Genomic DNA, 26,391 nt, shown 5'->3' on the forward strand with positions numbered 1-26,391 from the left:
GCAAAAGTATAATAATTATTGACTTTACCGGATGGTAGACAGATAAATATTTGATGCTTTAAAAGGAAGTAAATGTGATGTCGCTTAAAGCGGAATACTAGTTTTGTTTAGTGTTTAGATAGGATAAGCGTAATAAGAACTAGAGGAAGGTAATCGGATAAATTTAATCTTAAAATTTTCAAAGCTTTGGTCATGTGAGCTTCAACAGTTTTTACGGTAACATTTAATTCGTTGGCTATATCTTGGTTTTTTTTGTTTTCGAAGCGTTTTTTTAAGAATATCACTTTTGTTTTTTCAGGTAGGTTTTCAATAGATTTTGAGATTAAGTCTTCTAATTCCGATAAAGCTAAGGTGTCGAAACTCATAGAATTTAAAATATCGAAATCTAATTCTCGTTCTTTTTCATTTAATGTTTTACTCTTATATCGTTCTTTAACCTGGTTGTGTCTAATAGCGTTTAAGCATTTAGATTTGGCATAGGTATATAAAAAAGACTCTACGCCACTAACTTTTTCAATTTTACCTTTATTGAGCCATAGGTTTAAAAAGGCATCTTGAGTTATGCCCGAAGATTGGGGTTTGTCGTAAATAAATTGAATGCAAAACCCTAAAATATGACTATAATATTTATTAAAGAAATACTCAAAAGCCTTCTCGTTACCCGATTTTAGGTTTTTAAAGTTGAGTAATTCGGTTTTGCTATAATCGTGCATTGAGAGCTGTAAAGAGACACTTTGTTTAAAAGTGATGAACACCAAAAATACAATTTTTAAGAAAACAAGCACTATGGACTGATAAAGTGTGCTATTTTATTAAGAATTAGCCTTTCTAGATCGAATACTTTCGATAACAACCGTAGCCAAAATTAAGGCGCCACCTATAAAAGTATTTATGGTAGGTATCTCGTTTAAAAAGAAAAATGCGATTATAATACCACATATAGGTTGTGCGCTACCAATGATACTTGCGGTACTTACTGAAAAATGTTTTAAGCTACCAATAAATAACGAATGCCCAATGGCTGTAGTTACTAAACCTAAAATAATAAGATAGGGGAATTGGGTTTGCAAATTACTAATATCCATGGTGAACATAACAGGAATAAGTATTATGGCAACTATTATGGCTTGCTGCGTCATAAGTACGGTCCCGTTATAATTATCTACATGGCCTTTTAAAATAAGGTTTCTTAAAGCGTAGCATAAGGCTGAAAATATACCGTAAAGAATTCCTTTTAGGTGCGTATTTTCTAGGTTTAAATCTGGCGCTAATATATAGACGCCTAGTAAAACCATAAAACCTAATAGTATGTGTATTGGGTTTAATTTCGATTTAGTAAAAAAAGGTTCGAGTAATGCGGTTATTACCGGAAATGTAAACATGGCAAGCATGCCTATGGCAACGTTAGATAATTTTAATGCATAAAAGTAGGTTACCCAATGCAGTGCTAAAAGTGAAGCGCCTAAAATTATGGTAGGGGCATCTTTTTTTGATTTTATTTTGATGCTGAATTTTTTATACCAACAAAACGCGAATAGAAATACTGCGGCTATCGCGCTGCGTCCCCATATAATTACGGGTGTCGGCAAGTCTATAAATTTACCTAATGTGCCAGATGTGCTAATAAGTAATGTGGCTAAAGCGAGTAGAAATAAATGATTGTTGTGTTGGTTTTTCATTTGTGTGTGTTGCAAATATGCTACTTACTTTGTTTGGATTACTAATTGTGCAGGATTGGCGCACGTTAGGGATTGAGGCTTTGTTGAAGCTCTTTTTGCACGAGCTTATATTGTCTTAATTAAGATGAAACTTGGTTTGACCTTTGTGAAAAATAAATAGAACTGAACTTGGTGTGCAAAAAAGCGACTGCCGAAATATTTATATTCATGACTTCTTTAATTTAAAATAAGAATGTACGAATAAAGCCCGACCATAACCTCGCCCTTAAAAGCGAGGTTGTGGTAACGCCCAAATTATTTATTTTGAAAACTCGGTGAAATATTTATAGAATAACGGAATGGTTTCTATGCCTTTTAAGTAGTTCCAAACTCCGAAATGTTCGTTTGGTGAGTGTATGGCATCGCTGTCTAAACCAAAGCCCATGAGTATGGTTTTACTTTTTAATTCTTGTTCGAATAGTGCAACAATTGGTATGCTACCGCCGCTACGTTGTGGTATTGGCGCTTTTCCGAAAGTGTCTTGGTAGGCATGGCTTGCGGCTTTGTAACCTATGCTATCTATTGGTGTTACGTAGCCTTGGCCACCGTGATGTGGTGTTACTTTTACGGTTACGCCTTGGGGTGCAATACTCTCGAAATGAGTTTTGAAAAGTTGTGTGATGTTTTTCCAATCTTGGTTTGGTACTAAGCGCATAGATATTTTGGCGTAAGCTTTACTGGCTATTACAGTTTTTGCGCCTTCACCAGTGTAGCCACCCCAGATACCGTTAACATCTAGTGTTGGGCGTATAGCGTTGCGCTCGTTTGTGGTGTAACCTGTTTCGCCATAAACAGCGTTGATGTCTAATGCTTTTTTGTAATTTTCTAAACTGAAAGGTGCTTTTGCCATTTGGGCGCGCTCTTCTATAGAGAGATCTTCTACGTTATCGTAAAAACCAGGAATGGTGATGTGATTGTCTTCGTCGTGTAATGAAGCAATCATTTTTGTTAGCACGTTTATTGGGTTGGCTACAGCGCCACCGTAAAGTCCGGAGTGTAAATCGCGATTCGGACCCGTAACTTCGACTTCTACATAACTTAAGCCGCGTAAACCTGTGGTTATTGATGGCACATCGTTAGCAATCATTCCGGTGTCGGAAATTAGAATAACGTCGTTTTTAAGTTTATTGTGGTTGTTTTTTACAAAGGTGGCTAGGTTAGCGCTGCCAACTTCTTCTTCGCCTTCTATCATGAATTTTACGTTGCATGGCAGTTGGTTAGTGGAAGTCATAAATTCCATAGCTTTTACATGCATGTACATTTGGCCTTTATCGTCGCAAGCACCACGTGCAAAAATAGCACCGTCGGGATGTTTTTCTGTTTTTTTAATAACGGGTTCAAATGGAGGTGAATCCCAAAGATTTATTGGATCTGGCGGTTGTACATCGTAATGCCCATAAACAAGTACAGTTGGCAGGTTTTTATCTATTATTTTTTGTCCGTAAACAATAGGGTAGCCATCTGTCTCGCAAATTTCTACGTTATCGCATCCTGCTTGTTCTAATCTTAGTTTTACAGCATCGGCTGTTTTTAATACATCGGTTTTGTATGCGGAGTCTGCACTAATAGATGGAATTTTAAGGAGCTCGATGAGTTCGTCTAAAAATCTATTTTTGTGCTCTAATATGTAGTTTTGAATACTGTTCATGGGCTTGTTTTTCTTTATTTTATCAAAAGTATAAAAAAAAGAATGTTTTTTTAGTCAAAGAAGTTTGCAATTTGAAAATCTTGTTTATATTTGCAGTCCTTAAGCGGGCGTGGTGGAATTGGTAGACACGCTAGACTTAGGATCTAGTGCCTCACGGTGTGGGAGTTCGAGTCTCCCCGCCCGCACAGTAACAAAAAAAGCCGACTAATTTTTAGTCGGCTTTTTTGTGTTTAATAGTTTGATGTTTCGGTTTTTATGGCTTCAAAATAAAACCATATTGCATTACAAATTCGATGTGTTGAAATTTGTGGTGTTGCAAATTCTTCGGAATAAGATTACATATTAGAGCGCTTCATCTTAAATTTTCCTTTTTTGGTTCAATTAAAAATTTCACGTTTATAAGAAGGTATTTCTGTGAAATAAAAATAATAAGGCTAATTATCTTTTAAATATTCAATTTAAAACTAAAATTATTAACAAAAAGCTTCATTTGTTGTATAAAACGTTACATGTTTATTATGCCTATCGTTTAATTAGATGTATTTTTACGGCGCAAAATTTAGCGTTTTAAAAATTAAGTGTTTTGTCGACACTTAATTATTTTTTAATTACTACATTTGCATCATGCTATTTTATAACGGTTTTAATTGTTTTTGAAATAGCAAACCTATTAAAGTTAGAGTTATTAAAAATTAACCATAAATTTAAAATGAACAAACAAATTGATCAACGAGCAGCAGATAATATTAGAGCATTAGCTGTAGCAATGGTAGAAAAAGCGAAATCAGGTCATCCAGGTGGTCCAATGGGTGGAGGAGATTTTATGCACATCCTGTATTCAGAGTTCTTTAATTATGATCCAACAGACATGGAATGGGCGTTTAGAGATCGTTTTTTCATGGATGCTGGTCACTTATCAACCTTAATGTATGCACAATATTACCTATTAGGTAACTATGCAAAGGATGATGTTGCTAATTTCAGACAATGGGGTTCTATTACACCAGGTCACCCAGAAGTTGATGTAAAACGTGGTATTGAAAATACATCTGGACCATTAGGTCAAGGGCACACTATGGGTGTGGGAGCAGCAATTGCAGCTAAGTTTTTAGAAGCACGTTTTGGAGATTGGATGAATCATAAAATATATGGTTTTATTTCTGATGGAGGTATTCAAGAAGAAATTTCTCAAGGTGCTGGGCGTATTGCTGGGCATTTAGGGTTGAGTAACTTTATTATGTTTTTCGATTCTAACGATATTCAACTATCTACACCTACAGATGAGGTAACTACAGAAGATACCGCAATGAAGTATGAAGCTTGGGGTTGGAATGTAGTAACTATCGATGGCCATAACCACGATGAAATAAGAAAAGCATTAACAGATGCTAATAACCAGACTGAAAAACCAACATTAATTATTGGTAAAACAATAATGGGTAAAGGTTGTGTTACTGCAGATGGTAGCATGTTTGAAGGACATTGTGAATTACACGGACAGCCTATTGGAGCTACTGGAGCAGATTACGCAAAAACCTTAGCTAATTTAGGAGCAAATACTGAAAGTCCTTTTGATATTTTCGATGACGTTCAAGAATTTTATAAAAACTTAGTTGCAGAAAAAACAGCAAAAGCTGCTGAAAAGAAAGCAGAAATAGCAACTTGGAGAATAGCAAACGAAGCTTTAGCTACAAAATTAGATTTCTTCCTTTCTGGTGAGTTACCAGAATTAGATTTTGCTTCAGTAGAACATAAAGCAGGTTTAGCAACAAGAGCTGCATCTTCTGGTATTTTAGGGTACTTAGCCGAAAATGTAGAAAACATGATTGTTTCTTCTGCCGATTTATCAAACTCTGATAAAACTGACGGATTCTTAAAGAAAACGCACGCCCTTAAAAAAGGTGATTTCACAGGGTCGTTCTTACAAGCAGGTGTTGCTGAGTTAACCATGGCTTGTATAGCAAATGGTATTGCGCTTCACGGCGGAATTATTCCGGTTGTAGCAACATTCTTTGTGTTTTCAGATTATATGAAACCAGCTATTCGTTTAAGTGGTATTCAAGAATTAGGTGTAAAATATGTTTGGACTCACGATGCTTTTAGGGTAGGTGAAGATGGACCAACACACCAACCTGTTGAGCAAGAAGCTCAAATTCGTTTATTAGAAAAATTGAAGAACCATAGCGGAAACCCAAGTTTCTTAGCATTACGTCCTGCAGATTCTGCAGAAACAAGCGTAGCTTGGAAAATGGCTTTAGAAAATAAAAACACACCAACTGGTTTAATACTTTCTCGTCAGGGTATTAAAGATATCGAACCTCAAGGATCTTCAAGATATGAAGAGGCTTTAGCTGCAGAAAAAGGTGGTTATTTAGTAAAAGAAGTTGAAAATCCAGATGTAGTTTTAATTGCAAACGGGTCTGAAGTTGCTACATTATTTGCAGCAGCCGAAATATTAGAATCTCAAAATAACTTAAAAGTGAATATTGCCTCGGTAATTTCAGAAGGTGTTTTTAGATTACAATCTAAAGCATACCAAAACTCTGTAATTCCTGCTAACACGCCATTATTTGGTTTAACAGCTGGTTTACCTGTAAACTTAGAAGGATTAGTTGGCGCTAATGGTAAAGTGTTTGGTTTAGAGCACTTCGGTTATTCTGCACCAGCATCTGTACTAGATGATAAATTTGGTTTTACTGGCGAAAAAGTAAGTAACCAAGTATTAGAGTATTTAAAAACAGTTTAAAAATTAAAGTATACCGCACCTAAAACTTATTTATGTTTTAGGTGTAGTGTATTCAATTAATAAAACAATAACAACTAACAATATGAAATTTTTTATTGACACAGCAAATCTAGGTGAAATTGCAGAAGCACAAGCTTTAGGCGTTTTAGATGGTGTAACAACAAACCCGTCATTAATGGCGAAAGAAGGAATCACTGGTTCTGAAAATATTTTAGCACATTACCAAAAAATTTGTGATTTAGTAGATGGTGATGTTTCTGCTGAGGTAATCTCTACCGATTTTGATGGTATGGTAAAAGAAGGTGAAGCTTTAGCGGCTTTACACCCACAAATTGTAGTGAAATTACCTATGATTGCCGATGGTGTAAAAGCTTGTAAGTATTTCTCTGATAAAGGTATTAGAACTAACGTAACTTTAGTGTTTTCTGCAGGGCAAGCCTTATTAGCAGCAAAAGCTGGAGCAACTTACGTATCTCCTTTCTTAGGTCGTTTAGACGATATTTCTACAGATGGTTTAAACCTTATCGATGAAATTAGAATGATTTATGATAACTACGGTTTTCAAACTCAAATATTAGCAGCTTCTATACGTCACACTATGCACGTAATTAACTGTGCTAAATTAGGTTCGGATGTTATGACAGGACCTTTATCTTCAATTACAGGTTTATTAAAACACCCTTTAACTGATAGTGGTTTAGCTAAATTTTTAGAAGATTACAATAAAGGAAATCAATAATAACTGTATACTAATTTGTTGAATTTTTACTTTTAACTGAATGATTAAATCGAACAGCACAAATAGCAACATTCAGCAAATTAAGGTAGCAGTAGATTGTATTATTTTCGGATTTAATGATAACAAACTAGAGTTGTTGTTAATTAAAAAGAAAGAAAATCCCGAAAAGGGAAAATGGTCTCTAATTGGCGGTTTTGTTGGCTTCGATGAAGATTTGGACGAAGCTGCCAATAGGATACTATCCGATTTATCTGGTTTGCAAGATATTTATATGGAGCAAATTAAAACCTTCGGAAAGGTCGATCGCTGTTCGTTCGATCGTATTATATCTTCAACCTATAGCGCCATGATTTTAAAATCACGTTATACCGAGGATAAAATTAGCAAGTACAATGCACAATGGTTTCCAATAACCGAAGTTCCAGAACTTATTTTCGACCATAATGATATGGTTGATATTGCCATTAAAAGAATGCGTCGTAGGGTTAGAAACTTTCCAATTGCCTTCAATTTATTACCTCCAAAATTTACTTTACCACAATTGCAAGTGCTTTATGAGGGGATTTTAGATGAAGAATTAGACAAAAGAAATTTTCGTAGAAAAGTCGCTCAAATGAAGTATTTAGTGAGGCTCGATGAGAAAGATATGTCGGAGTCTCGAAGGGGAGCTTTTTTATATCGCTTTGATGAAACTTTATTTGAAAATGAACAAAACTTTAATCTGTAATTTAATTACAGATTTTTTTTTGGTTAAAACTGTACGTTTTTCTGTTACATTAATTTTTATGATTTGTACAAATTATCAATAAGTTATACTTGTTTTAAGCTTATAGTTGAATAAAAAAAGTATACATCAGTACGGTTGTTTCAATTTTTTTTATGACATTGTAGCGCCTATTATTTTTCTTTAAGTAAAATAATGAAACATTAACTAAACCAAACTTTAAAATATTATGATGGCTATTATCTCTTTTGCAGGATTTACTTTGCTAGTTGCGCTTATTGCGTGGTGGTCAACACGAAAAACAGACGAAACATCTTCCGATGGTTACTTTCTTGGTGGCCGTAGCCTTACAGGGCCGGTTATCGCTGGTTCATTATTACTTACTAACCTATCAACCGAGCAAATTGTTGGAATGAATGGTGTATCATTTAGAGATGGAGCACCTATTATGGCATACGAAGTTTTAGCAGCTATTGCTATGGTTTTTACTGCTTTTGTATTGTTACCTAAGTACCTTAAAAGTGGTATTGCAACTATTCCTCAGTTTTTAGAAAATCGTTACGGTAAAACAACAAAAACAATTGTTTCACTTTTATTTCTTTTAGGGTATGCTATATCTATGTTGCCTACTGTTTTATACTCGGGAGCGTTGGCGTTAAATACCATGTTCGACATACCCGAAATGATTGGTATGGGGCCAGAAGCTACGCTTTGGGTTACTGTAATTTCTATTGGGGTTATTGGTAGTATTTATGCTGTTTTTGGAGGCCTTAAAGCTGTTGCAGTATCAGATTCTATTAATGCCGTAGGGTTAATTATTGGAGGTTCGCTAATTCCTATATTTGGATTAATGTATATTGGTGATGGAAACATGTTTACGGGGTTAGATACCTTAACAACTGCGCTTCCTGAAAAGTTTGATATTATTGGAGGGCCAGATTCTGATGTTCCTTTTTGGACACTTTTCACAGGTATGGTTATATTAAATTTCTATTACTGGGGAACCAACCAAGCTATTATTCAACGTGCCTTGGGTGCTAAGAATTTAAAAGAAGGTCAAAAAGGACTTTTAATAGCGGCTTTTATAAAAATATTAGGGCCAATTATTGTGGTGCTTCCTGGTATTATTGCTTATTATATTTTTAATGGCGATTTGGCAAATGCCGATGAAGCCTACCCAATGCTAGTGAAAAAAGTATTACCTGTAGCCTATATTGGTTTCTTTGCAGCAGTACTTTTTGGTGCCATTCTAAGTTCATTTAATAGTGCTTTAAATAGCTCTGTAACACTTTTTGGTTTAGATTTCTACAAGGAATATATAAATAAAGAAGCTACGGAATTACAAGTAGTAAAAGCCGGAAAAATATTCGGTATTATTTTAGCTATATTTTCTATAGGTATTGCACCTTTATTGTATGGTGTAGAAGGAGGTATTTTTACTTATTTACAACAACTAAACGGAACACATAGTGTGCCAATTTTAGCTATTGTAATTGTAGGTGTATTTTCTAAACGTGTTTCTGGGAAAGCTGCAAACATCGCTATATTAATTAGTGTAGTAACTTATTTAGTAACACTATACGGTATTGAACCAGACATTAGTTTCTTGCACTTAATGGGTATTCTTTTTGTGTTAACAGTGGTTGTTATGTTTGTAATTAGTTACTTTATTCCTAGAGAAACAGATTTCGTACAAGAATATACTAAGCAGGTAGATATTACAAATTGGAGGTACTTAAAACCAGTTGGTGCTATTGTTGTAGCTCTAGTTATTGCTTTATATGTTGCAATGTCTTAAAAATGAAATAAATCAAGGCTTTTAAACACACTCCGTTTAAAAGTTTAATGTCAATATGTAAAAACGCTTTAGTTTTTTTGAAAAGTTCATGTTAAGTGAATTTTGAAAAAAAAATGAAGCGTTTTTCTATGCTATAGAGTGTCTTTTTTAGAGTTGAAAAACTCTTTAGAACGTCGTATATCGTTAAATAACGTTAGTAAAGGGTATAATAGACGACCAAATCAATTAATTTGTAACTTTGCATTCGAAGTAGTAAAAGTAAATGGATATAAACGATAACATAGAATCGCCTTTAAACGTAAAGATAAGTTTCAATAAATTGTTAAAACAATATGAAACTTTGGCATTGAGCACTGATCCTTTTTTGGCAAGTAAGGCCAATGGGGTTTTGGATGTTGCTAAGCAATATCCTGAGTTACGCGATGGTTTTAGTAGAGTTTCGTCTATTAAAGAAAGAGAAAAAGAGATTGCGTTTATTCTTCAAGATACGTTTAGTCCGTTACTAACGCACAACGAAATTAAAACAGCTTCGGCTCCTTTCAATGACGTGATTTTTAATGCCTCGGAGCGATTTAAAAACATAATAAAAACAGCTGGTGATGGGTTTCAACTTCAAATGAAGAACATGCCGCATGATGATATTTATGTTGGAGCTTGTACCATTATTTTAGGTTTTTGTCACGGGTTTAATATCAATTTTAAGCGTCCGTTTTATTACGAAATACCTGATGTTAATGGTATTATGCGTTATTACAAAATACTTTATAATGCCGATTTTTGCGAAATAACCCCTGGTGAAAATGCTCCAAAAATAACGCAAGCCGATTACGATGAGTTACTCGATAATTTTGACAACATAGCACTGTGGAAAGAGAAATTTCCACCAAATAGCTATACGTTCAAAGGATTTGTTATTTCTAATATTTTTGATGTTACAGACGATCAATCTATATCGAATATAAAATCGAGTTTGATTAGTAAAGACAAACGGAAACAAAATAGTTTTGTTGAAGGTTTTCAAGATATTTTTAGTTCGCTTTTCGGAATTAAGGATTTAAAAGTTGGTTTTTCTATCTATAATAAAGAAGAAGATGTTTTTGAGCGCATATACGGTTCTGGTATGCACAGTTATTTACTTGGTAAGAAAACCACGAAACAATGTACTAACGCTCTATGTAAATGGTCTTATGATAAACTACTAAAAGAATACAAACATTTTTCGGTATCCGATGTCGATAAAATGTTCGAGTTATCACAAGGCAAAGCTCCACACATTGCAAGTTTACATGAGCAAGGTGTTAAAAGTGCCATTTTTGCACCCATTGCAAATGATAAAGGTCTTATGGGTATTATCGAAATTGTTTCTACAAAAAAACAAGTTTTAAACAGTGTTAATGCAAATAAATTAGAAGATGTGTTGCCTTATATTGTGTCTGCTGCAGAACGTAATATAGAAGAGGAAGCTAATTTAATTGAAGCTATAATTCAAAAAGAATGTACTTCAATTCACCCTAGTGTGCATTGGAGATTTGTAAAAGAAGCTAAGAACTTTATAAAATCGGAGATGCTTGGAGAACAAGCCGCTTTTAAAAAGATAGCTTTCGAAAATATTTATCCACTTTACGGTCAAATAGATATTAAAGGTTCTTCAGAAGCTAGAAATGAAGCTACAAAACAAGATTTAGCTTTACAATTAAGTGCTGCTAAAACTATTTTTGAGTATGCAGTAAAAATAGAGCCTTTACCAATTTACGATCAGTTTATTTTTCAGATTGATGAATTTTTACTTGCTTTAAATGTACATTTTCAAGTAGATAGTGAACAACAAATATCAACGTTTTTCAAAAATGATATTGATTCTGCTTTAAAGCATTTGTATGTTATAGATGAATTGAAACCGCATTTAGACCTGTATTTTGAAACACTCGATGATAAGTTAGGGATGCTTTATAACCACCGTAAACAATATGATAATACGGTAACTTTAATAAATAAAGACATGGCATCTTTGCTTGATAAAAAGCAAAAAGATGCACAACGTATGTATCCGCATTATTTCGAGCGTTTTAAAACGGACGGCGTAGAGCACAATATGTATATTGGAGAATCTATAACCAAAGAGGATTCTTTCAACCCTATTTATTTATACAATTTACGCTTGTGGCAATTGCAAGTAATGTGCGAAATGGAAAATGATTTCTATCAAAAACAGCATAAATTCCCAGTAGCTTTAGACGTTGCTTCTATGGTTTTAGTTTTTAGTCAGCCGTTAACAATTAGTTTTCGAATGGACGAAAAACAGTTTGATGTAGACGGTACATACAATGCGAGATACGAAATTGTTAAAAAACGTGTAGATAAAGCTTTTATAAAAGGAACCTCTGAGCGTGTTACGCAAAAAGGGAAAATCAGTATTGTGTATTCTCAAAAGCAAGATGAATTGGAGTATTTAAGATATATTAAATTCTTGCAAGCAAAACATTATGTAGATACCGATGAGGAAATTGTAGAACTTGAAGATTTACAGTCCGTAACAGGTTTAAAAGCCATTCGTGTAAGCATACTTTATCATAGAAGTGAAAAAGATAAAGCGTTCTATACTTACAACGATTTAATGAAGGAAATTAAAGCTTAACTTCCTTCATTTTAATATTATACTGTGGTGGTTTTACTCTTTTTATAATGTCTGCCATACCATAAAAGTGCACCTGTAACGGGTAAGCTTGCGGTGAGTAAACTTATTATAAAAGCAATTATTTTTCCAACAATACCTCCAATTGCTCCTATGTGGATGTCATAATTCATACGAAGAATTTTATCAGGGACTTTGGCATCAACGTATTTTCCGAAAATAGCAGGAGTTTCTATTTCTTCTAAAGTATTTTGATCGAAAAATCTAAAATCAGAATCGTAAAATAAATCGTTACTGTTTGATACTTCAACATAAACACTAGAAGAATCGGTTTTTGGGTAATGCAACTCAAAATTTTCTGCTTCTGGCGATTCTTTTCTAAGTTTCACAATTAATTGATCAATAGGTAATACATCAGCATCGTTATTGGCTAAACCACTTGTGTTTTCGGGTATTATAAATGCCGGAACTTTGTCGCCTCCTGTAGATATGTAGACTACATATTTTAACCAATTATAAGACATTACAGAGCCCGTAAAAGCTAAAACTAGAGCTAGGGAACAAATATAAAAACCAACTACGGTGTGTAAATCGAAGTTTTTACGTTTCCATCGCGTTGTAGATTTCCAGTCGAATTTTAAACGCTGTTTTAAGTTTTTACGTTTTTTAGGAATCCAAAGTATAAATCCAGAAATAATAATAAAAATAAATATCAAAATGGATGCGCCTACTACTTGCTCGCCGATAGTCTTTGGTAGCCATACGCGCGTATGCCCTTTTAAAATAAATGCAAAAAAACCACTAAGGTGGTCGTCTACTTGAATAATGGCACCAGAATATGGGTTTAGAAATACACTTTGATAAAATTCGGGTTCTGCATCGTAAAAAATAACTTCAATAGCATCATCTGCTTTTCCAAATACGCTCCCGTGAATGGTATTGTTTGGAAACATTTTTTCTGCAATTTTTTTAACTTCCGTTGGTGTTAAAAAAGTCTGGCTTTGCGGTGTAACTTTTTTGTAATCGTTATACTGGTTTTCAATTTCGGTTCTAAATGCCCAGCAGCAACCCGTTACGGAAACTATAAAAACGACTATGCCGGTAGCTAACCCTAATATTTTATGTAACGTTAATATGTGTTTTTTAAATGCCATAGTTATTTAATAAAAGGCAACTTTTTAGGGTTGCCTTTGTGTGTGTATGGTTAAAATTTGTAATCGAAAGAGGCTAAGAATGTTCTGTTTTGTTGCGGAGTTAAGGTGCTCCAGCCAGAGTAGTATTCTTCATCTGTGATGTTGTTTCCTTTAACACTTATTCTAAAGATGTCATTTTCATAATAAATTGAAGCGTTAAAAACCGTGTATGCTGGTAAAGTAAATCCGCCAGAGGTTGTGTAATCGTTCATGGTATTGTAGTCGCTAGAACCATTAAAACCTGCTCCAAAACCGAAGTTTTTAGCAAATCCTTGAGTAAATTGGTAATCACCCCAAAAGTTATATAATATATCTGCCCCAGCTTCTGCAGGGCGTAAGCCTATTAAATCTGATCTTGATGCTGATTTTGTAACTTCAGAATCATTAAAACTAAAACCACCACGTAAGTTTAAACCATTTACCGGGCTTGCGTTTACTTCTAGTTCAATACCGTTACTTTTTACGGTGCCATCTTGTTGTTTGCTAGCACCAAAGCCCATAACTTTATCGTCTACTGTAATGTTGTAGTAGTTTACGGTAGCTTCTAATCTATTGTTGAATAGATTGGTCTTTACACCAAATTCTAATTGATTGGCTTGTTCTAAATCGAAAGATTGTAACTGAGTGCCAGCTGTTGGATCGTTATCATCAATAGCTGTTAATTCTGGATTGATATACGAAAAACTGTTTTGGTAGTTCGCAAATACAGAAAGTTGATTTAATATAGGCTGAAATACAATTCCGAATTTAGGTGAAAATGTAGATTCATCATAAGCCTGATGATCATCCGACGGATCGTTTATATCACCTTTATATTCAAACCTGTCGTAACGTAAACTTGCCATAGCCGAAAGGCTAGGTGTTATGTTTAAAATGTTAGAAATATAGGCACCAAACACATTTTGTTTAGTTTCAATGTTATTTCTATCTAAGTTAGATAGAATAGCCTTTAAGTTATCTGCATTTACTTCTGGTTCAGAGAAAATTAAATCGCCTTGCGCATTTACGCTATGCAAATAGCCCCATCCTGAACTCTGATCTATTATAGTCGATTCTAAATAATCTACTCCAATTAATAGTTTGTTTTGTAAATCACCTATTTTAAAATCTCCAGTGAAATTTTGTTGTAGGTTCATGGTTCTTGTTTTTGCATCAGTATCTTGTGCGTACAAAGCAAAGTTAAGACTGTTTGCAGAATTGAATAAGTAAGTATAAAACCCATTAGATTTGGCAAGACCGCCGGCTACAATAGATTGAGAAGACCAGTTGTCTGAAATTTTATAAACAGCCTCACCTCTATAATTTTGTGTAATATTTTTAATAACGACATCGTTATTGGTTAACGATTTTTCTCTGTCGTAATTTAATTCTTCAACAGTATTAAATAGTAAAGGTGCGCTTCTGTTAAAGAATAAAAAAGTTTGGTTCGTTTGCTCGTTATCCGAAGCTTCATAAGCAAAATTCAAAGTCAGTTTATTATTTACTTTATATGAAATTGAAGGCGCTACAAAAACCGATTTTTTAAAGCCATAGTCTTGAAAACTGTTATCTTTTTGGTAACCTGCATTAAAACGAAATGAGACTTTGTCGCTGGCGCTTACATTAACATCTGCGTTTAATTTTCTAAAATCATAAGAACCTCCGGCTACAGAAATACTTCCGCCTGTACCACTATGAGGTTTTTTGGTTACAATATTTATTAATCCACCGTATGAGGTGATCGAACTGCCAAATAAAGTTGCAGATGGACCTTTAATAACCTCTACACGTTCTACGTTGGATGGGTTTATAAAACCATTTGTAATTCCAGCAACACCATTAACCAATTGTGGTTGTACTGAAAATCCGCGGATTGAATAATAACCTGCGCCATCACCACTTCGTCCAGTAGACGACCATAGTTTGTTTACACCTACTGCATTCTTTAATGCATCTTCAAAATTATTAACAGACTGGGATACTAGTAATTGGTTGGTTATTGTGCTGTAAACTTGAGAGTTTTCAATGTTTTTAAGAGGCATTTTAGAAACATAGGCACTTTGTTTTCTTGCGAATTTGTTTTTACGTTTTGTGTCTAAAACAATTTCTTGTAAAAGCTCATTTCCTTCGTATAATACAATGTCACCTAAATCTAAAGTTCCATTGTTGGTTATTGAAAAAGGTATCTCTTTAGTTTTATAGCCTAAATATGATATGGATAGTATATAATCGCCATCGCTAATATTCGAAATTTCGAATGCGCCATTTTCATCAGTTTGTGCACCCTTTATGGTGTTTTTAATAATGGTGTTAACTCCTAAAATAGGAGATGAAGTTGTGTTGCTAATTGTTCCTTTTATTGTTCCAGATTGCGAAAAAGTGAATATGCTAAGCAACAAAAAGGTAGTTAAAGTAAATGATGTTTTCATTTGTTTTTATTTAGACTTAATATAAATAATTAATATTTTCGTGCAAATATATGTGCTAGGTTGAATATAACCAAGCTATTTGTATTAATTCTAAATAAGATTGTTGAAAGGTCTTATTTCACTTTAATTAACTAAAGAAATAGACTATACGAGTATTCCTGCAGAGTAAAATGAAATAATAAAGGCTATAACGCTAACTATTATGCCTACCATAAAAACGGTATAGGTGAGTCTGAGTATTTTATATTTTTTATCTAAAACCAAGCCTAAAAAGTATAAATCTTTTTTCATTGATGAGTAGAGGTAGTCTCGATCTTGCATCATTTCTCCCATGGCCCATTCAAAGTCCTGAAGGCTCATTTTATGGAAATTTCCGAAGAATAATAAATTTACTTTTTTATTGGCAACATCTTCTTTGGTAAACTCTCCTCTAGTTACATTAGGTCGCGTAGCCATAATAGATAAAATAATGGAAGCCACTGTAAACAATATAAAGATTATGGTTGGTGTAATAAGATAATCGTTAGAAGGTTTGTCTAGTTTTGAAGCTAAATTAGAAAGCACCAAAGAAACAATAATAGCATTTACAGATAGTAAAATATTGGCTTTAGTATCGGCAATATTACTAAGGGTAATATGATTTTTTAGGGTCACTCTAAACATGGTTTCGATACCACGTTCTGGTAATTCTATTTTTTCTTTTTTAAACTTTAATTCGGCTTTTTTCTGAGCAAGTTTACCTGTATCTAGTTTAATTTTTTTCTTTCTATTAATTAAACCAGCGAGGTTTTTTCCTTTACGTTTTTCCCAGTTTGCGGCAGCTTCATTTGTGAAAAAACGATGTTTTGTGCTTAAAAAATCAATGTTTTCTTCTAGCCAATCGCTTTCGGATATTTTATAATCACTAATAAGTTCCCATTCTTTTCGAAGTAATTCCGAAGTATCGGTGTAATTTTTACTTCCAATATGTGCGCAATCGGCATCTTTTATAATTTTTTCAGGCAATGTACTAGGAACAACTCCCATTTTGGTTGCCATAATAATATTAGATACAGCAACAATATCGTCTTCGCTTACGCCTTTGGCTTTAAGAAATTCTTTAGCTATTAGCACGCTCGCTTCCTCGTGGTTGTTTTTGTCCTTAGTATATCCGGTATCGTGAAACCAGGCAGCTATGATGAGTAATTCTTTTTGTTTATCGTCAATTTTTATCAATTCTGCTAATTCAGTAGCTTTGTTTACAACAAGTTGCGTATGCGGAATGTTGTGGTAGGTAAACTCTGGAGTTAACTTTTCATTGAGAAGGTTGATAACAAATTTTTCAGCTTCAGCTATAAGCATATGTAAAACGTGTAAAAAGATTATTTAGTAAAAGTACGAAACTTTAAAAGATCAAAATATAATTACTATAGTAACGCTATTATTTGTCGTAAATTTAGTGAATGCTTTCATATTAAGGTGATCTGCGGAAATAGTAAGGTTTTTGCCTAATTTTCGACTAAATTTTTATATCAAGCGTATATAAATTAAATAAAAGAAAGGAATAGAATATGCTAACTTGGAAAGATATTATTAGTTTTTCGGTTAACGGAAATCCAACACCAGATAAGCGTGTTGAAAAAACGGAAACTGAATGGAAGGCTCAATTAACACCTGAGCAATTTAGAGTAACACGATTAAAAGGAACCGAGAGCCCACATAGTGGAGCGCTTTGTACTGCTCATGATGCTGGTAAATATAATTGCGTGTGTTGCGATACACCTCTTTTTGATTCTACAATAAAGTTTAGTTCGGGAACGGGATGGCCGAGTTTTACACAGCCTATAAAAGAAAACGCTATTAAATACGAGCGTGATACCACTTATGGTATGGTTCGCGTTGAGGTTATGTGTAATACTTGCGATGCACACTTAGGGCATATATTTCCCGATGGGCCCGAACCTAGTGGTTTACGCTATTGTGTAAATTCGGAATCTATGCAATTAGAAAAAGCATAGTTGTAACAAAACACCTGTTTAGTTTTTACTAAACAGGTTTAAATTTAAAATAAATGCAAAGCAAAAATATACAATTAGCCACACTTGGTGGTGGTTGCTTTTGGTGTACAGAAGCCGTTTTTCAGGAGGTAAAAGGTGTAGAGAAAGTCGTTTCTGGTTATGCAGGCGGTAATGTGCCTGGCCATCCAACATATCGAGAAATTTGTTCGGGTTTAACGGGGCATGCAGAGGTAATCCAATTAACTTTCGATGCTAACGAAATTTCATATGTAGATTTATTAACTATTTTCATGACCACTCACGACCCTACAACTTTAAACAGACAAGGAGCAGATAGAGGGACACAGTATCGTTCGGTAATTTATTATCATAATAACGAGCAAAAGGAGTTAGCAGAAGTGGTTTTAAAAGAAATGGATCCTTATTTTGAAGATTCGATAGTTACCGAATTAACAGAGCTTCCTAAGTTTTTTGAAGCTGAAAAGGAACATCAGAATTACTATAGAGATAATGAAACACAAGGGTATTGCAGTTTTGTAATTACTCCTAAATTGGCTAAATTACGAAGTCTACACGCCGATAAATTAAAAAAATAATGCCTTTTCAGTACACACTGAAGAAAAATATAGATTCTATATTAAGCGTTAAAATGAGCACACCATGAAACTGAATATAAAAGATACTTTTACTAAACAATTACCTGCCGACCCGAAGTTAGAAAACACAAGACGACAGGTGGAAAACGCATGCTTTTCGTTTGTAACACCAAAACAAACAGCAAAGCCAGAATTGTTACATGTATCTCCCGAAATGTTTGATAGTTTAGGGTTAACAGATACGGATGCTAAAAGCGATACGTTTTTAAAAGTAATAACAGGTAACGAAGTTTACCCAAAAACAAAGCCTTTTGCTATGTGCTATGGTGGACATCAATTTGGTAATTGGGCAGGTCAATTAGGTGATGGTCGTGCTATTAATTTATTTGAAGTAGAACATAATAATAAACATTGGGCCATACAGTTAAAAGGGTCTGGTGAAACACCATATTCTAGAACGGCTGATGGTTTGGCAGTGCTGCGATCTTCTGTTCGGGAGTATTTGTGCAGCGAGGCCATGTTTCATTTAGGCGTGCCAACTACGCGAGCATTGTCTTTAGCATTATCTGGCGATCAGGTTATGCGAGATATGCTTTATGATGGTAATGCGGCTTACGAAAAAGGAGCTATTGTTTCACGTGTTGCACCTAGTTTTTTACGTTTCGGAAGTTTTCAAATATTAGCCGCTAGAGGCGATACTGAAACTTTAAAGACACTTACAGATTATACCATCTCTAACTTTTTTCCTGAGTTAGGTAAACCTTCAAAAGAAACTTATATCGCTTTTTTTAATGAGGTTGCACAGCGCACTCTAAAAATGATTGTAGATTGGCAGCGTGTTGGTTTTGTACACGGTGTAATGAATACCGATAATATGTCTATTCTTGGTTTAACCATAGATTACGGGCCTTACGGTTGGTTAGAAGATTTTAATTATGGATGGACACCAAACACTACAGATAGCCAACATAAAAGATATCGTTACGGAAACCAGCCTAATATGGGACTTTGGAATTTATACCAACTCGCTAATGCACTTTATCTTTTAATTGAAGATGTAGAGCCGTTGCAAGCTATTCTTGATGGATATCAAACTGGGTTTGATGAACAATCTTTTGCCATGATGCGTAATAAATTAGGGTTTGAAGAAGAAGATGAAAATGATAAAATTTTAATTCAGCAATTAGAAGAAAACCTTCATTTAACAGAAACGGATATGACGATTTTTTTCAGGAATTTAAGTGACTTTTCAGAAGAAAATCCTTCCGAAGGTATTTCAATCATTAAAGATGCTTTTTATCATTTAAATGAAGTTGAAGGTGAGATTGAAACCAAATGGCAGGCTTGGTTTGAGGCTTATGCCAAACGTTTAAAAGATGAAACAGCTTCTTCTGAAGTCCGAAAAACCAAAATGAATGCTGTAAATCCGAAGTATGTTTTACGAAATTATATGTCGCAGTTAGCCATTGATGATGCTGATAAGGGCGATTATAAATTAATAGATGAATTGTTTAATCTTCTAAAGAAACCATACAGCGAGCAACCTGAAAATGAAAAATGGTTTGTAAAAAGACCCGAATGGGCACGCCATAAAGTGGGATGTTCCATGTTGTCTTGTAGTTCATAATAATAGTAATTAAAAGAAAAAAAGTAAATGCAATTAGGTTTAGGAACAGCAGCTTTAGGAAGGCCACAATATATTAATGTGCGTCAAGATGCTACAAATACGTCTAATTTAGAGATGTTTAAAAAAGAAAGTTTTTCTGTTTTAGAAGAAGCTTATCAATCGGGGGTTCGGTATTTTGATACGGCGCCAGGTTATGGTTTAGCCGAGCAGTTACTTATAGATTGGTTGGCAATAAAAACTGATGATACTATAAAAGTAGCCACAAAATGGGGTTATACATATACTGCAAACTTTAATCCCGATGCTAAAGTTCATGAAGTAAAGGAGCATAGTTTAGAGAAGTTAAAGGAACAATGGCAGGTTTCTAAACAATTATTACCATACTTAAAAGTCTATCAAATTCATTCAGCAACTTTGGAAACTGGTGTTTTGGAGAATGAAGCTGTTTTAAATTATTTATCTTACTTAAAAAATACGCATCATATTAAAATGGGTATTAGCACAACGGGTGCAAACCAAGTTGAGGTTATTAAAAAAGCACTGGATGTAAAAGTAGATGGCGAGAATTTGTTTGATATTTTTCAGGTAACTTATAATTTGTTGGATCAAAGCTTAAAAGAGGTTTCTAGTCTTTTACAGAAAGAAAACAAAACTATTGTTATTAAAGAAGCTTTGGCTAACGGGCGCGTTTTTAGAAATAAAAATTACCCGAATTATAATGATATGTATATGGCGTTAGAGCGTTTAGCACAAGTGCACGATGTTGGAATAGATGCTATTTGTTTGCAATACGTAGCGCAAACTATTCCTGGGAGCAAGGTTTTAAGTGGAGCAAGTAGTAGTGAACAAATACAAGAGAATTTAAAAATGAATGGGTTTGTATTATCTCAATTAGAATTAGACGAACTTTCTGGTTTTAAGGTAGACGGTACTCAATATTGGGCAGAGCGCAAAGCGTTGCAGTGGAACTAATTTAAATGAATACCTATACAAAAATAGCTTTAGGAGGTGGTTGCCATTGGTGTACCGAAGCTGTTTTTCAGGCTTTAAAAGGTGTTGCGAAAGTCGAACAAGGTTATGTCGCTTCTGTGGAGGAGAATACATCGTTTTCCGAAGCCGTAATTATTCATTTTAATGAAGCTGTTATAGGCTTAAGTGTATTGATAGAAATTCATTTACATACACATAAAAGTACAAGCAATCACTCGATGCGAGATAAGTACCGATCGGCTATTTATTATTTTTCCGAAGTACAAAAAAAGAAGGCGACCGATATTTTAAATGGCTTTAAAAATACTTTTGAAGAAGAAATTATAACTGAAGTTTTACCCTTTTCGGAATTCAAAGCGTCACGCGAGGCTATTCAAAATTATTACAAAAAGAATCCTGAAAAACCGTTTTGTAAACAATTTATTAATCCGAAATTAAAGCTATTGGTAAATAAATTTTCAAAACATTTAAATAAAAATTAAGGAGTTTGATTTTCAAACGACTGATACTCAAAATAAATTCATGAAAAGTACTAAACTAAAAATTCAGAATAAAAAAGGCTTAGCATTGCAAGCACAGTTAGAGTTGCCTGCAAACCAAAAACCGAATCGTTACGCTATTTTTGCTCACTGTTTTACTTGCACAAGTTCGTTAAGTGCGGTAAAAAATATTAGTAGAGCTTTAACTAATTATGGTTTTGGAGTCCTTCGTTTTGATTTTACAGGTTTAGGAAGAAGTGAAGGAGAGTTTGCGGATAGTCACTTTTCTGCAAATGTAGAAGATTTAATAGCGGTAAGTGAATATATGGCTGCTAATTATGAAGCACCATCTTTATTAGTTGGGCATTCTTTAGGTGGAGCAGCGGTGCTTTCTGCAGCGGCTAAATTAGATAATGTAAAAGCGGTTGCTACCATTGGGGCGCCATCCACGGTTGGGCATGTTACTCATTTATTCTCGCATGGTTTAGATAATGTTAAAGAAAAGGGTGAAGTTGAAGTAAACATTGGAGGACGACCTTTTAAAATTGATAATGATTTTGTTGAAGATTTTGGAAAAACAGATTTGCCTTCTGTTGTTAAAAATTTACGCAAACCTTTACTAATTATGCATTCGCCAACAGATAATGTGGTGGGTATTAAAAATGCCGAAGAACTTTACCTCCAAGCGCAACATCCTAAAAGTTTTGTAACTTTAGATCATGCCGACCACTTACTTTCAAAATCTAGCGATAGTAATTATGCTGGCAACATGATTGGAACTTGGGTGCAACGTTATTTTGAACCTCAAGAAAATGATATGTTAGAGACCAACGGCGAGCAACTTGTTGGGCATTTAAACCTAACGGAAGACAATTTCACAACCAATATACAAACCAAAAACCATAGCCTAATTGCTGACGAGCCTGCTTCTGTTGGTGGTGACGATTTTGGACCATCACCTTACGAATATTTAAATGCTGGTTTGATTGCTTGTACGGCCATGACATTAAAAATGTATGCCGAACGTAAAAAATGGGATCTGCAAGAGGTTTTTGTTTACGTTACACATTCTAAAAAACATAGTGACGATTTAGGTTTAGAGCAAGAAAAACCTGGGTATTTAGACCATATCACTAAAAAAATAAAGTTAATTGGTGATTTAGATGAAAAGCAAAAAGCACGATTAAAAGAAATTTCGTCGCGTTGCCCTGTGCATAAAACTTTGGCTGGTGGTGTTGTTTTTGATACTACATTAATCGAAGACTAAGTGCCTTTAATAAAACATAGGTGTATTTCATTTATTACAATAAAGTAAAAAGGGTTTTCTTAAGTTATATCAACGAGATTCTCTTTATAATCAATTATTTTTGCAGAAATTAATATCATTAATTATGACTAAAACTTTACGCTACATTACATTATCCCTCTCAGTGTTTTTTATTAATGCTTGCGCAACTTATAAAACTCAAATTAATGATCTTAGCGATGCCAAGTTTCCTAATAAGGAAATTATTTATTCGTTTTATTTAGTAGGCGATGCTGGAAATTCACCAATAGGTTCGGAGTCTACAGGATTAAAAGCCTTTAGAGAAGAAATTAATAAAGCTTCCGAGCAAAGTACTGTATTGTTTTTGGGTGATAATGTGTATCCTAGAGGCTTGCCTAAAAGCGGAGATAAAGGCCGCGAGTTTGCTGAATATCAATTAAAAATTCAGACCGAAGCCGTTAAAGGTTTTAAAGGTGAAACTATTTTTATTCCTGGAAATCACGATTGGTATAGCAACGGATTAAAAGGGTTAAAGCGTCAAGAAAAGTATATCGAAGATGCCTTAGGGAAAAACACGTTTTTACCAGAAGATGGCTGCCCTATTGAAAAGGTAGAGATTTCTGATGAGGTTGAAATGATTATTATTGATACCGAATGGTATTTGGCTAATTGGGATAAACACCCGACAATTAATGATGATTGCGAAATAAAAACGCGTACGCGATTTTTTGAAGAGTTGGAAAGCTTAATAAAAAAGGCTCGCGGGAAATCGACTATAATCGCCATGCATCACCCAATGTTTACTAATGGTTTACACGGTGGTGAGTACGATTTTAAATCGCATATGCAGCCATTACCAATTTTGGGAACATTAAAAAATGTATTACGAGAAACTATAGGTATATCGCCAGAGGATATTCAAAATAAAAGATACAACGAGTTACAGAAACGTGTAGTAACCTTAGCGCAAGAGAATGATAAGGTTATATTGGTTTCTGGTCACGAGCATAATTTGCAATATTTCGAAAAGTATAATTTAGCACAAATAGTAAGTGGTGCAGGTTCTAAATCTACACCTACTCATAATGTTGTAGATGCATTTTCGGCTAGTGTTCCTGGTTATGCGAGGTTAGATATCTTTAAAGATGGCTCGTCGTTTGTTAGATTTTATTCAGCTGAAGAAAATAAAGTTGTTTTTCAAACCGAAGTTCATGGTCCAGATAAAAAAATAGATGAGTCTGCCTTCGAAGATTCATTTATAAAAACGAAAAAAGCATCGATTTATAGTGACGAAGAAGTTGATAAAAGTGGTTTCCATAAAGCTATTTGGGGCGATCGTTATCGTGAGTTCTATGGCACAAAAATAGAAGCACCTGTAGTAAATTTAGACACTATGTTTGGTGGATTAACACCATCTAGAAAAGGTGGCGGGCACCAATCAAAATCACTTCAGTTAAAAGATAAAACGGGCAAACGCTACGTTATGCGTGCGCTTAGAAAAAGTGCTACAGTTTATCTACAAGCCATGGCTTTTAAAGATCAATATATCGCTGATGAGTTTGACGATACGGTAACCGAGAGTGTTCTATTAGATTTTTACACAGGGTCGCATCCTTATGCGCCTTTTGTAACAGGAACATTGTCTGATGCTATTGATTTGTTTCATACCAATCCAACTATTTATTACGTGCCTAAGCAAAAGGCTTTAATTGGTTTTAATGATGATTTTGGTGATGAGTTGTACATGATTGAAGAACATGTATCCGACGGTCATGGAGATGTTGCAAGTTTTGGTTTTGCGAATAAAATTGAAAGTACCGACGACTTAATGAAAAAACTTCGAAAAGACGAAAAGTATAAAGTAGATGAAGCATCATATTTAAGAGCACGTTTATTCGATATGGTTATTGGCGATTGGGATAGACATAGAGACCAATGGCGTTGGGCAGAATTTGAAAATAAAGAAACAGGAGAAGTTATTTATAAGCCTATTCCGAGAGATCGAGATCAGGCCTTTTCTATAATGGGTGATGGCGGATTAATGCAAGTGGCTACTAGAATTATTCCTTCATTAAAATTAATGGAAGGTTTTACTGATGATATTAGAAATATAAAAGGTTTCAACTTCAGTCCATATTCTTTAGATATGACTTTCTTAAACCAAACAAGTAAAACGCAATGGGAGGAGCAAATTAAATTCATCCAAAATAATTTAACAGAAGCCGTTATTGATGATGCTTTTACGCATTTCCCTAAGGAAGTACAAGGTGAAACGGTTACCGAAATGAAACGAGTGCTTTTAGAGCGTATTAAAAATTTACCAACTTTTGGTATTGAGTATTACAAGTTGCTTAATGAGTGTGCGGTTGTTACCGGAACTGATAAAGATGATTTATTTGAAATTGAAAGATTACCTAACGGTGAAACAAGATTAACTGCTAGTAGAATTAAAAACGGTGAAAAGGGTATTGTAATTTTTGATAAAACATATTCTAAAGACGATACTAAAGAAATTTGGATTTATGGTTTAGATGATGAAGATGAATTTCATGCTTTTGGAGAAGGCGATCACTTAATTAAAGTGCGTTTAATTGGTGGGCAAAACAACGATACTTATAATATTGAAAATGGTAAGAAAGTTGTTTTTTACGATTATAAATCTAAGAAAAACACCATTAAGTTAAACAACGGTAAAGATAAATTAACCGATGATTATGACACGAATGTGTACGATTTCGCTAGGCTTAAAAGTAGCACCAATCAATTTGTGCCAGTTATAGGAGCGAATCCCGACGATGGTTTAAAAATTGGTTTTTTAAATACCTTAACGCACTACGGTTTTGAGAGTAATCCTTTTAGTTCTCAACACAGCATTGGAGCGTCGTATTATTTTGCAACTAGTGGTTTTGATTTTGAATATACAGGCGAGTTTTCTAATGTAGTAGGGAAATGGAATTTAGGTGTAAATGCTAAATTTACAAGCCCTAATTATGCTGTTAACTTCTTTGGTTACGGTAATAGTACACCAAATTTAAACATCGATAATGAGGATGCCTTTGGCTTAGATTATAACCGTGTAAAGTATAGTACGCTCTCTTTTGCGCCTTCTTTAAACTGGCGAGGTAAAATGGGTGGTCATTTTAAAGTAAGCCTAAGTTACGAGGCTATAGAGGTAGAGGAGTCTACAGATCGATTTATCAATACATTTTATGTTGAGAATGGCGCTGATAACCATAAGCAATTTGCTGGAGTAGATGCCTTATATACTTTTCAGAATAAAGATAATGAGGCCTTTCCAACCATGGGAATGCAAACAAGTTTACAAGCAGGTTATAAAACAAATATAGAAGCTTCTAGAGGTTTTGGATATTTAATTCCAGGACTTGGTTTCGATTATAAATTAATTCCTAGCGGACAATTGGTTTTAGCTACACAATTAAAAGCGCATCTTATTTTTGGTGACGATTTTGAGTTTTATCAAGCAGCAAGTTTAGGTGGAGATAATGGGTTACGAGGTTATAGAAATGAAAGGTTTTCTGGTAAAAACGCATTCTATCAAAGTACAGATTTACGTTTAAACTTAACTAAGCTTCGTACTAGTTTATTGCCGCTACACATTGGGGTTTATGGAGGTTTCGATTATGGTCGTGTGTGGATTGATGATAATCTAGCTCTAGACAACAATACCGCCTTTAATTCTAACAGATGGAACACTTCTGTTGGTGGCGGTGTGTTTGCAAATGCTGCCAATATTATGACGTTAAATTTATCGGCCTTTAATAGTAACGATGGTTTACGTTTCGCTTTTAAAGTTGGTTTTGGTTTCTAA

18 protein-coding genes and 1 tRNA gene are annotated in these 26,391 nt (G+C 34.3%); 13 read left to right on the forward strand and 6 right to left on the reverse strand.

Going from position 1 to position 26,391, the window contains the following annotated elements; all coding sequences use genetic code 11:
• Positions 1–107: 107 nt before the first annotated feature.
• The 3 genes from BM246_RS07980 to BM246_RS07990 form a co-directional block, all read right to left on the reverse strand.
• A complete protein-coding gene (locus BM246_RS07980; protein ID WP_074937005.1) occupies positions 108–713 on the reverse strand; it encodes an RNA polymerase sigma-70 factor in 606 nt (201 codons plus the stop codon).
• A 99-nt stretch (positions 714–812) separates the two neighbouring features.
• Positions 813–1,679 (reverse strand): DMT family transporter, encoded by an 867-nt coding sequence (locus tag BM246_RS07985; RefSeq protein WP_042502597.1) that lies wholly within the window; start codon positions 1,677–1,679, stop codon positions 813–815.
• A 298-nt stretch (positions 1,680–1,977) separates the two neighbouring features.
• Complete coding sequence (locus BM246_RS07990; RefSeq protein ID WP_042502598.1) at positions 1,978–3,366, reverse strand: dipeptidase; 1,389 nt, start codon at positions 3,364–3,366, stop codon at positions 1,978–1,980.
• 103 nt (positions 3,367–3,469) lie between these two features.
• Between BM246_RS07990 and BM246_RS07995 the strand changes: the two genes are divergently transcribed.
• The 6 genes from BM246_RS07995 to BM246_RS08020 all read left to right on the forward strand — a co-directional run bounded on the left by BM246_RS07995 (position 3,470) and on the right by BM246_RS08020 (position 12,008).
• Positions 3,470–3,551, forward strand: a tRNA-Leu gene (locus BM246_RS07995).
• A 524-nt stretch (positions 3,552–4,075) separates the two neighbouring features.
• Positions 4,076–6,112, forward strand: coding sequence for a transketolase family protein (locus BM246_RS08000; protein ID WP_042496799.1), 2,037 nt, complete (start codon positions 4,076–4,078; stop codon positions 6,110–6,112).
• An 82-nt stretch (positions 6,113–6,194) separates the two neighbouring features.
• Entirely contained in the window at positions 6,195–6,851 is a 657-nt protein-coding gene (gene fsa, locus BM246_RS08005) for a fructose-6-phosphate aldolase (RefSeq protein WP_042502600.1), read from the forward strand.
• Positions 6,852–6,891: 40 nt separating this feature from the next.
• Positions 6,892–7,578 carry an NUDIX hydrolase gene (locus BM246_RS08010; protein ID WP_074937007.1) on the forward strand — a complete coding sequence of 229 codons (687 nt, stop codon included), beginning with the start codon at positions 6,892–6,894 and terminating at the stop codon, positions 7,576–7,578.
• A 229-nt stretch (positions 7,579–7,807) separates the two neighbouring features.
• Positions 7,808–9,373: a solute:sodium symporter family transporter gene (locus BM246_RS08015; RefSeq protein WP_074937181.1), complete on the forward strand. Its 1,566-nt coding sequence runs from the start codon at positions 7,808–7,810 to the stop codon at positions 9,371–9,373.
• A 262-nt stretch (positions 9,374–9,635) separates the two neighbouring features.
• Positions 9,636–12,008 carry a hypothetical protein gene (locus BM246_RS08020; protein ID WP_042502604.1) on the forward strand — a complete coding sequence of 791 codons (2,373 nt, stop codon included), beginning with the start codon at positions 9,636–9,638 and terminating at the stop codon, positions 12,006–12,008.
• Between the two features lie 17 nt (positions 12,009–12,025).
• On the opposite strand, the gene BM246_RS08025 is transcribed toward BM246_RS08020, so the two are convergent.
• The 3 genes from BM246_RS08025 to BM246_RS08035 all read right to left on the reverse strand — a co-directional run bounded on the left by BM246_RS08025 (position 12,026) and on the right by BM246_RS08035 (position 16,947).
• Positions 12,026–13,159, reverse strand: a complete 1,134-nt coding sequence (locus tag BM246_RS08025; protein WP_074937009.1) for a PepSY-associated TM helix domain-containing protein — start codon at positions 13,157–13,159, stop codon at positions 12,026–12,028.
• Positions 13,160–13,209: 50 nt separating this feature from the next.
• Positions 13,210–15,606: a TonB-dependent receptor gene (locus BM246_RS08030; protein ID WP_074937011.1), complete on the reverse strand. Its 2,397-nt coding sequence runs from the start codon at positions 15,604–15,606 to the stop codon at positions 13,210–13,212.
• A gap of 144 nt (positions 15,607–15,750) precedes the next feature.
• Positions 15,751–16,947, reverse strand: coding sequence for a Pycsar system effector family protein (locus BM246_RS08035; protein WP_042502606.1), 1,197 nt, complete (start codon positions 16,945–16,947; stop codon positions 15,751–15,753).
• A gap of 209 nt (positions 16,948–17,156) precedes the next feature.
• Here BM246_RS08035 and msrB point away from each other — a divergent pair, with 209 nt between their 5' ends.
• The 7 genes from msrB to BM246_RS08070 all read left to right on the forward strand — a co-directional run bounded on the left by msrB (position 17,157) and on the right by BM246_RS08070 (position 26,391).
• Positions 17,157–17,603 (forward strand): peptide-methionine (R)-S-oxide reductase MsrB, encoded by a 447-nt coding sequence (gene msrB / locus BM246_RS08040; protein ID WP_074937013.1) that lies wholly within the window; start codon positions 17,157–17,159, stop codon positions 17,601–17,603.
• Positions 17,604–17,656: 53 nt separating this feature from the next.
• The gene (gene msrA / locus BM246_RS08045; protein WP_042496614.1) at positions 17,657–18,199 is read left to right on the forward strand and encodes a peptide-methionine (S)-S-oxide reductase MsrA; all 543 of its coding nucleotides are present in this window, start codon (positions 17,657–17,659) and stop codon (positions 18,197–18,199) included.
• Between the two features lie 64 nt (positions 18,200–18,263).
• On the forward strand, positions 18,264–19,826 hold the full coding sequence (locus BM246_RS08050) for a protein adenylyltransferase SelO (RefSeq protein WP_074937015.1): 1,563 nt from the start codon (positions 18,264–18,266) through the stop codon (positions 19,824–19,826).
• A gap of 27 nt (positions 19,827–19,853) precedes the next feature.
• Positions 19,854–20,798 (forward strand): aldo/keto reductase, encoded by a 945-nt coding sequence (locus BM246_RS08055; RefSeq protein WP_074937017.1) that lies wholly within the window; start codon positions 19,854–19,856, stop codon positions 20,796–20,798.
• Between the two features lie 5 nt (positions 20,799–20,803).
• On the forward strand, positions 20,804–21,298 hold the full coding sequence (locus tag BM246_RS08060) for a peptide-methionine (S)-S-oxide reductase (protein WP_042496619.1): 495 nt from the start codon (positions 20,804–20,806) through the stop codon (positions 21,296–21,298).
• 40 nt (positions 21,299–21,338) lie between these two features.
• Positions 21,339–22,562 (forward strand): bifunctional alpha/beta hydrolase/OsmC family protein, encoded by a 1,224-nt coding sequence (locus BM246_RS08065; RefSeq protein ID WP_042496620.1) that lies wholly within the window; start codon positions 21,339–21,341, stop codon positions 22,560–22,562.
• A gap of 124 nt (positions 22,563–22,686) precedes the next feature.
• Positions 22,687–26,391, forward strand: a complete 3,705-nt coding sequence (locus BM246_RS08070; protein ID WP_074937020.1) for a metallophosphoesterase — start codon at positions 22,687–22,689, stop codon at positions 26,389–26,391.

Source organism: Algibacter lectus (assembly GCF_900112395.1).
GTDB lineage: Bacteria > Bacteroidota > Bacteroidia > Flavobacteriales > Flavobacteriaceae > Algibacter > Algibacter lectus.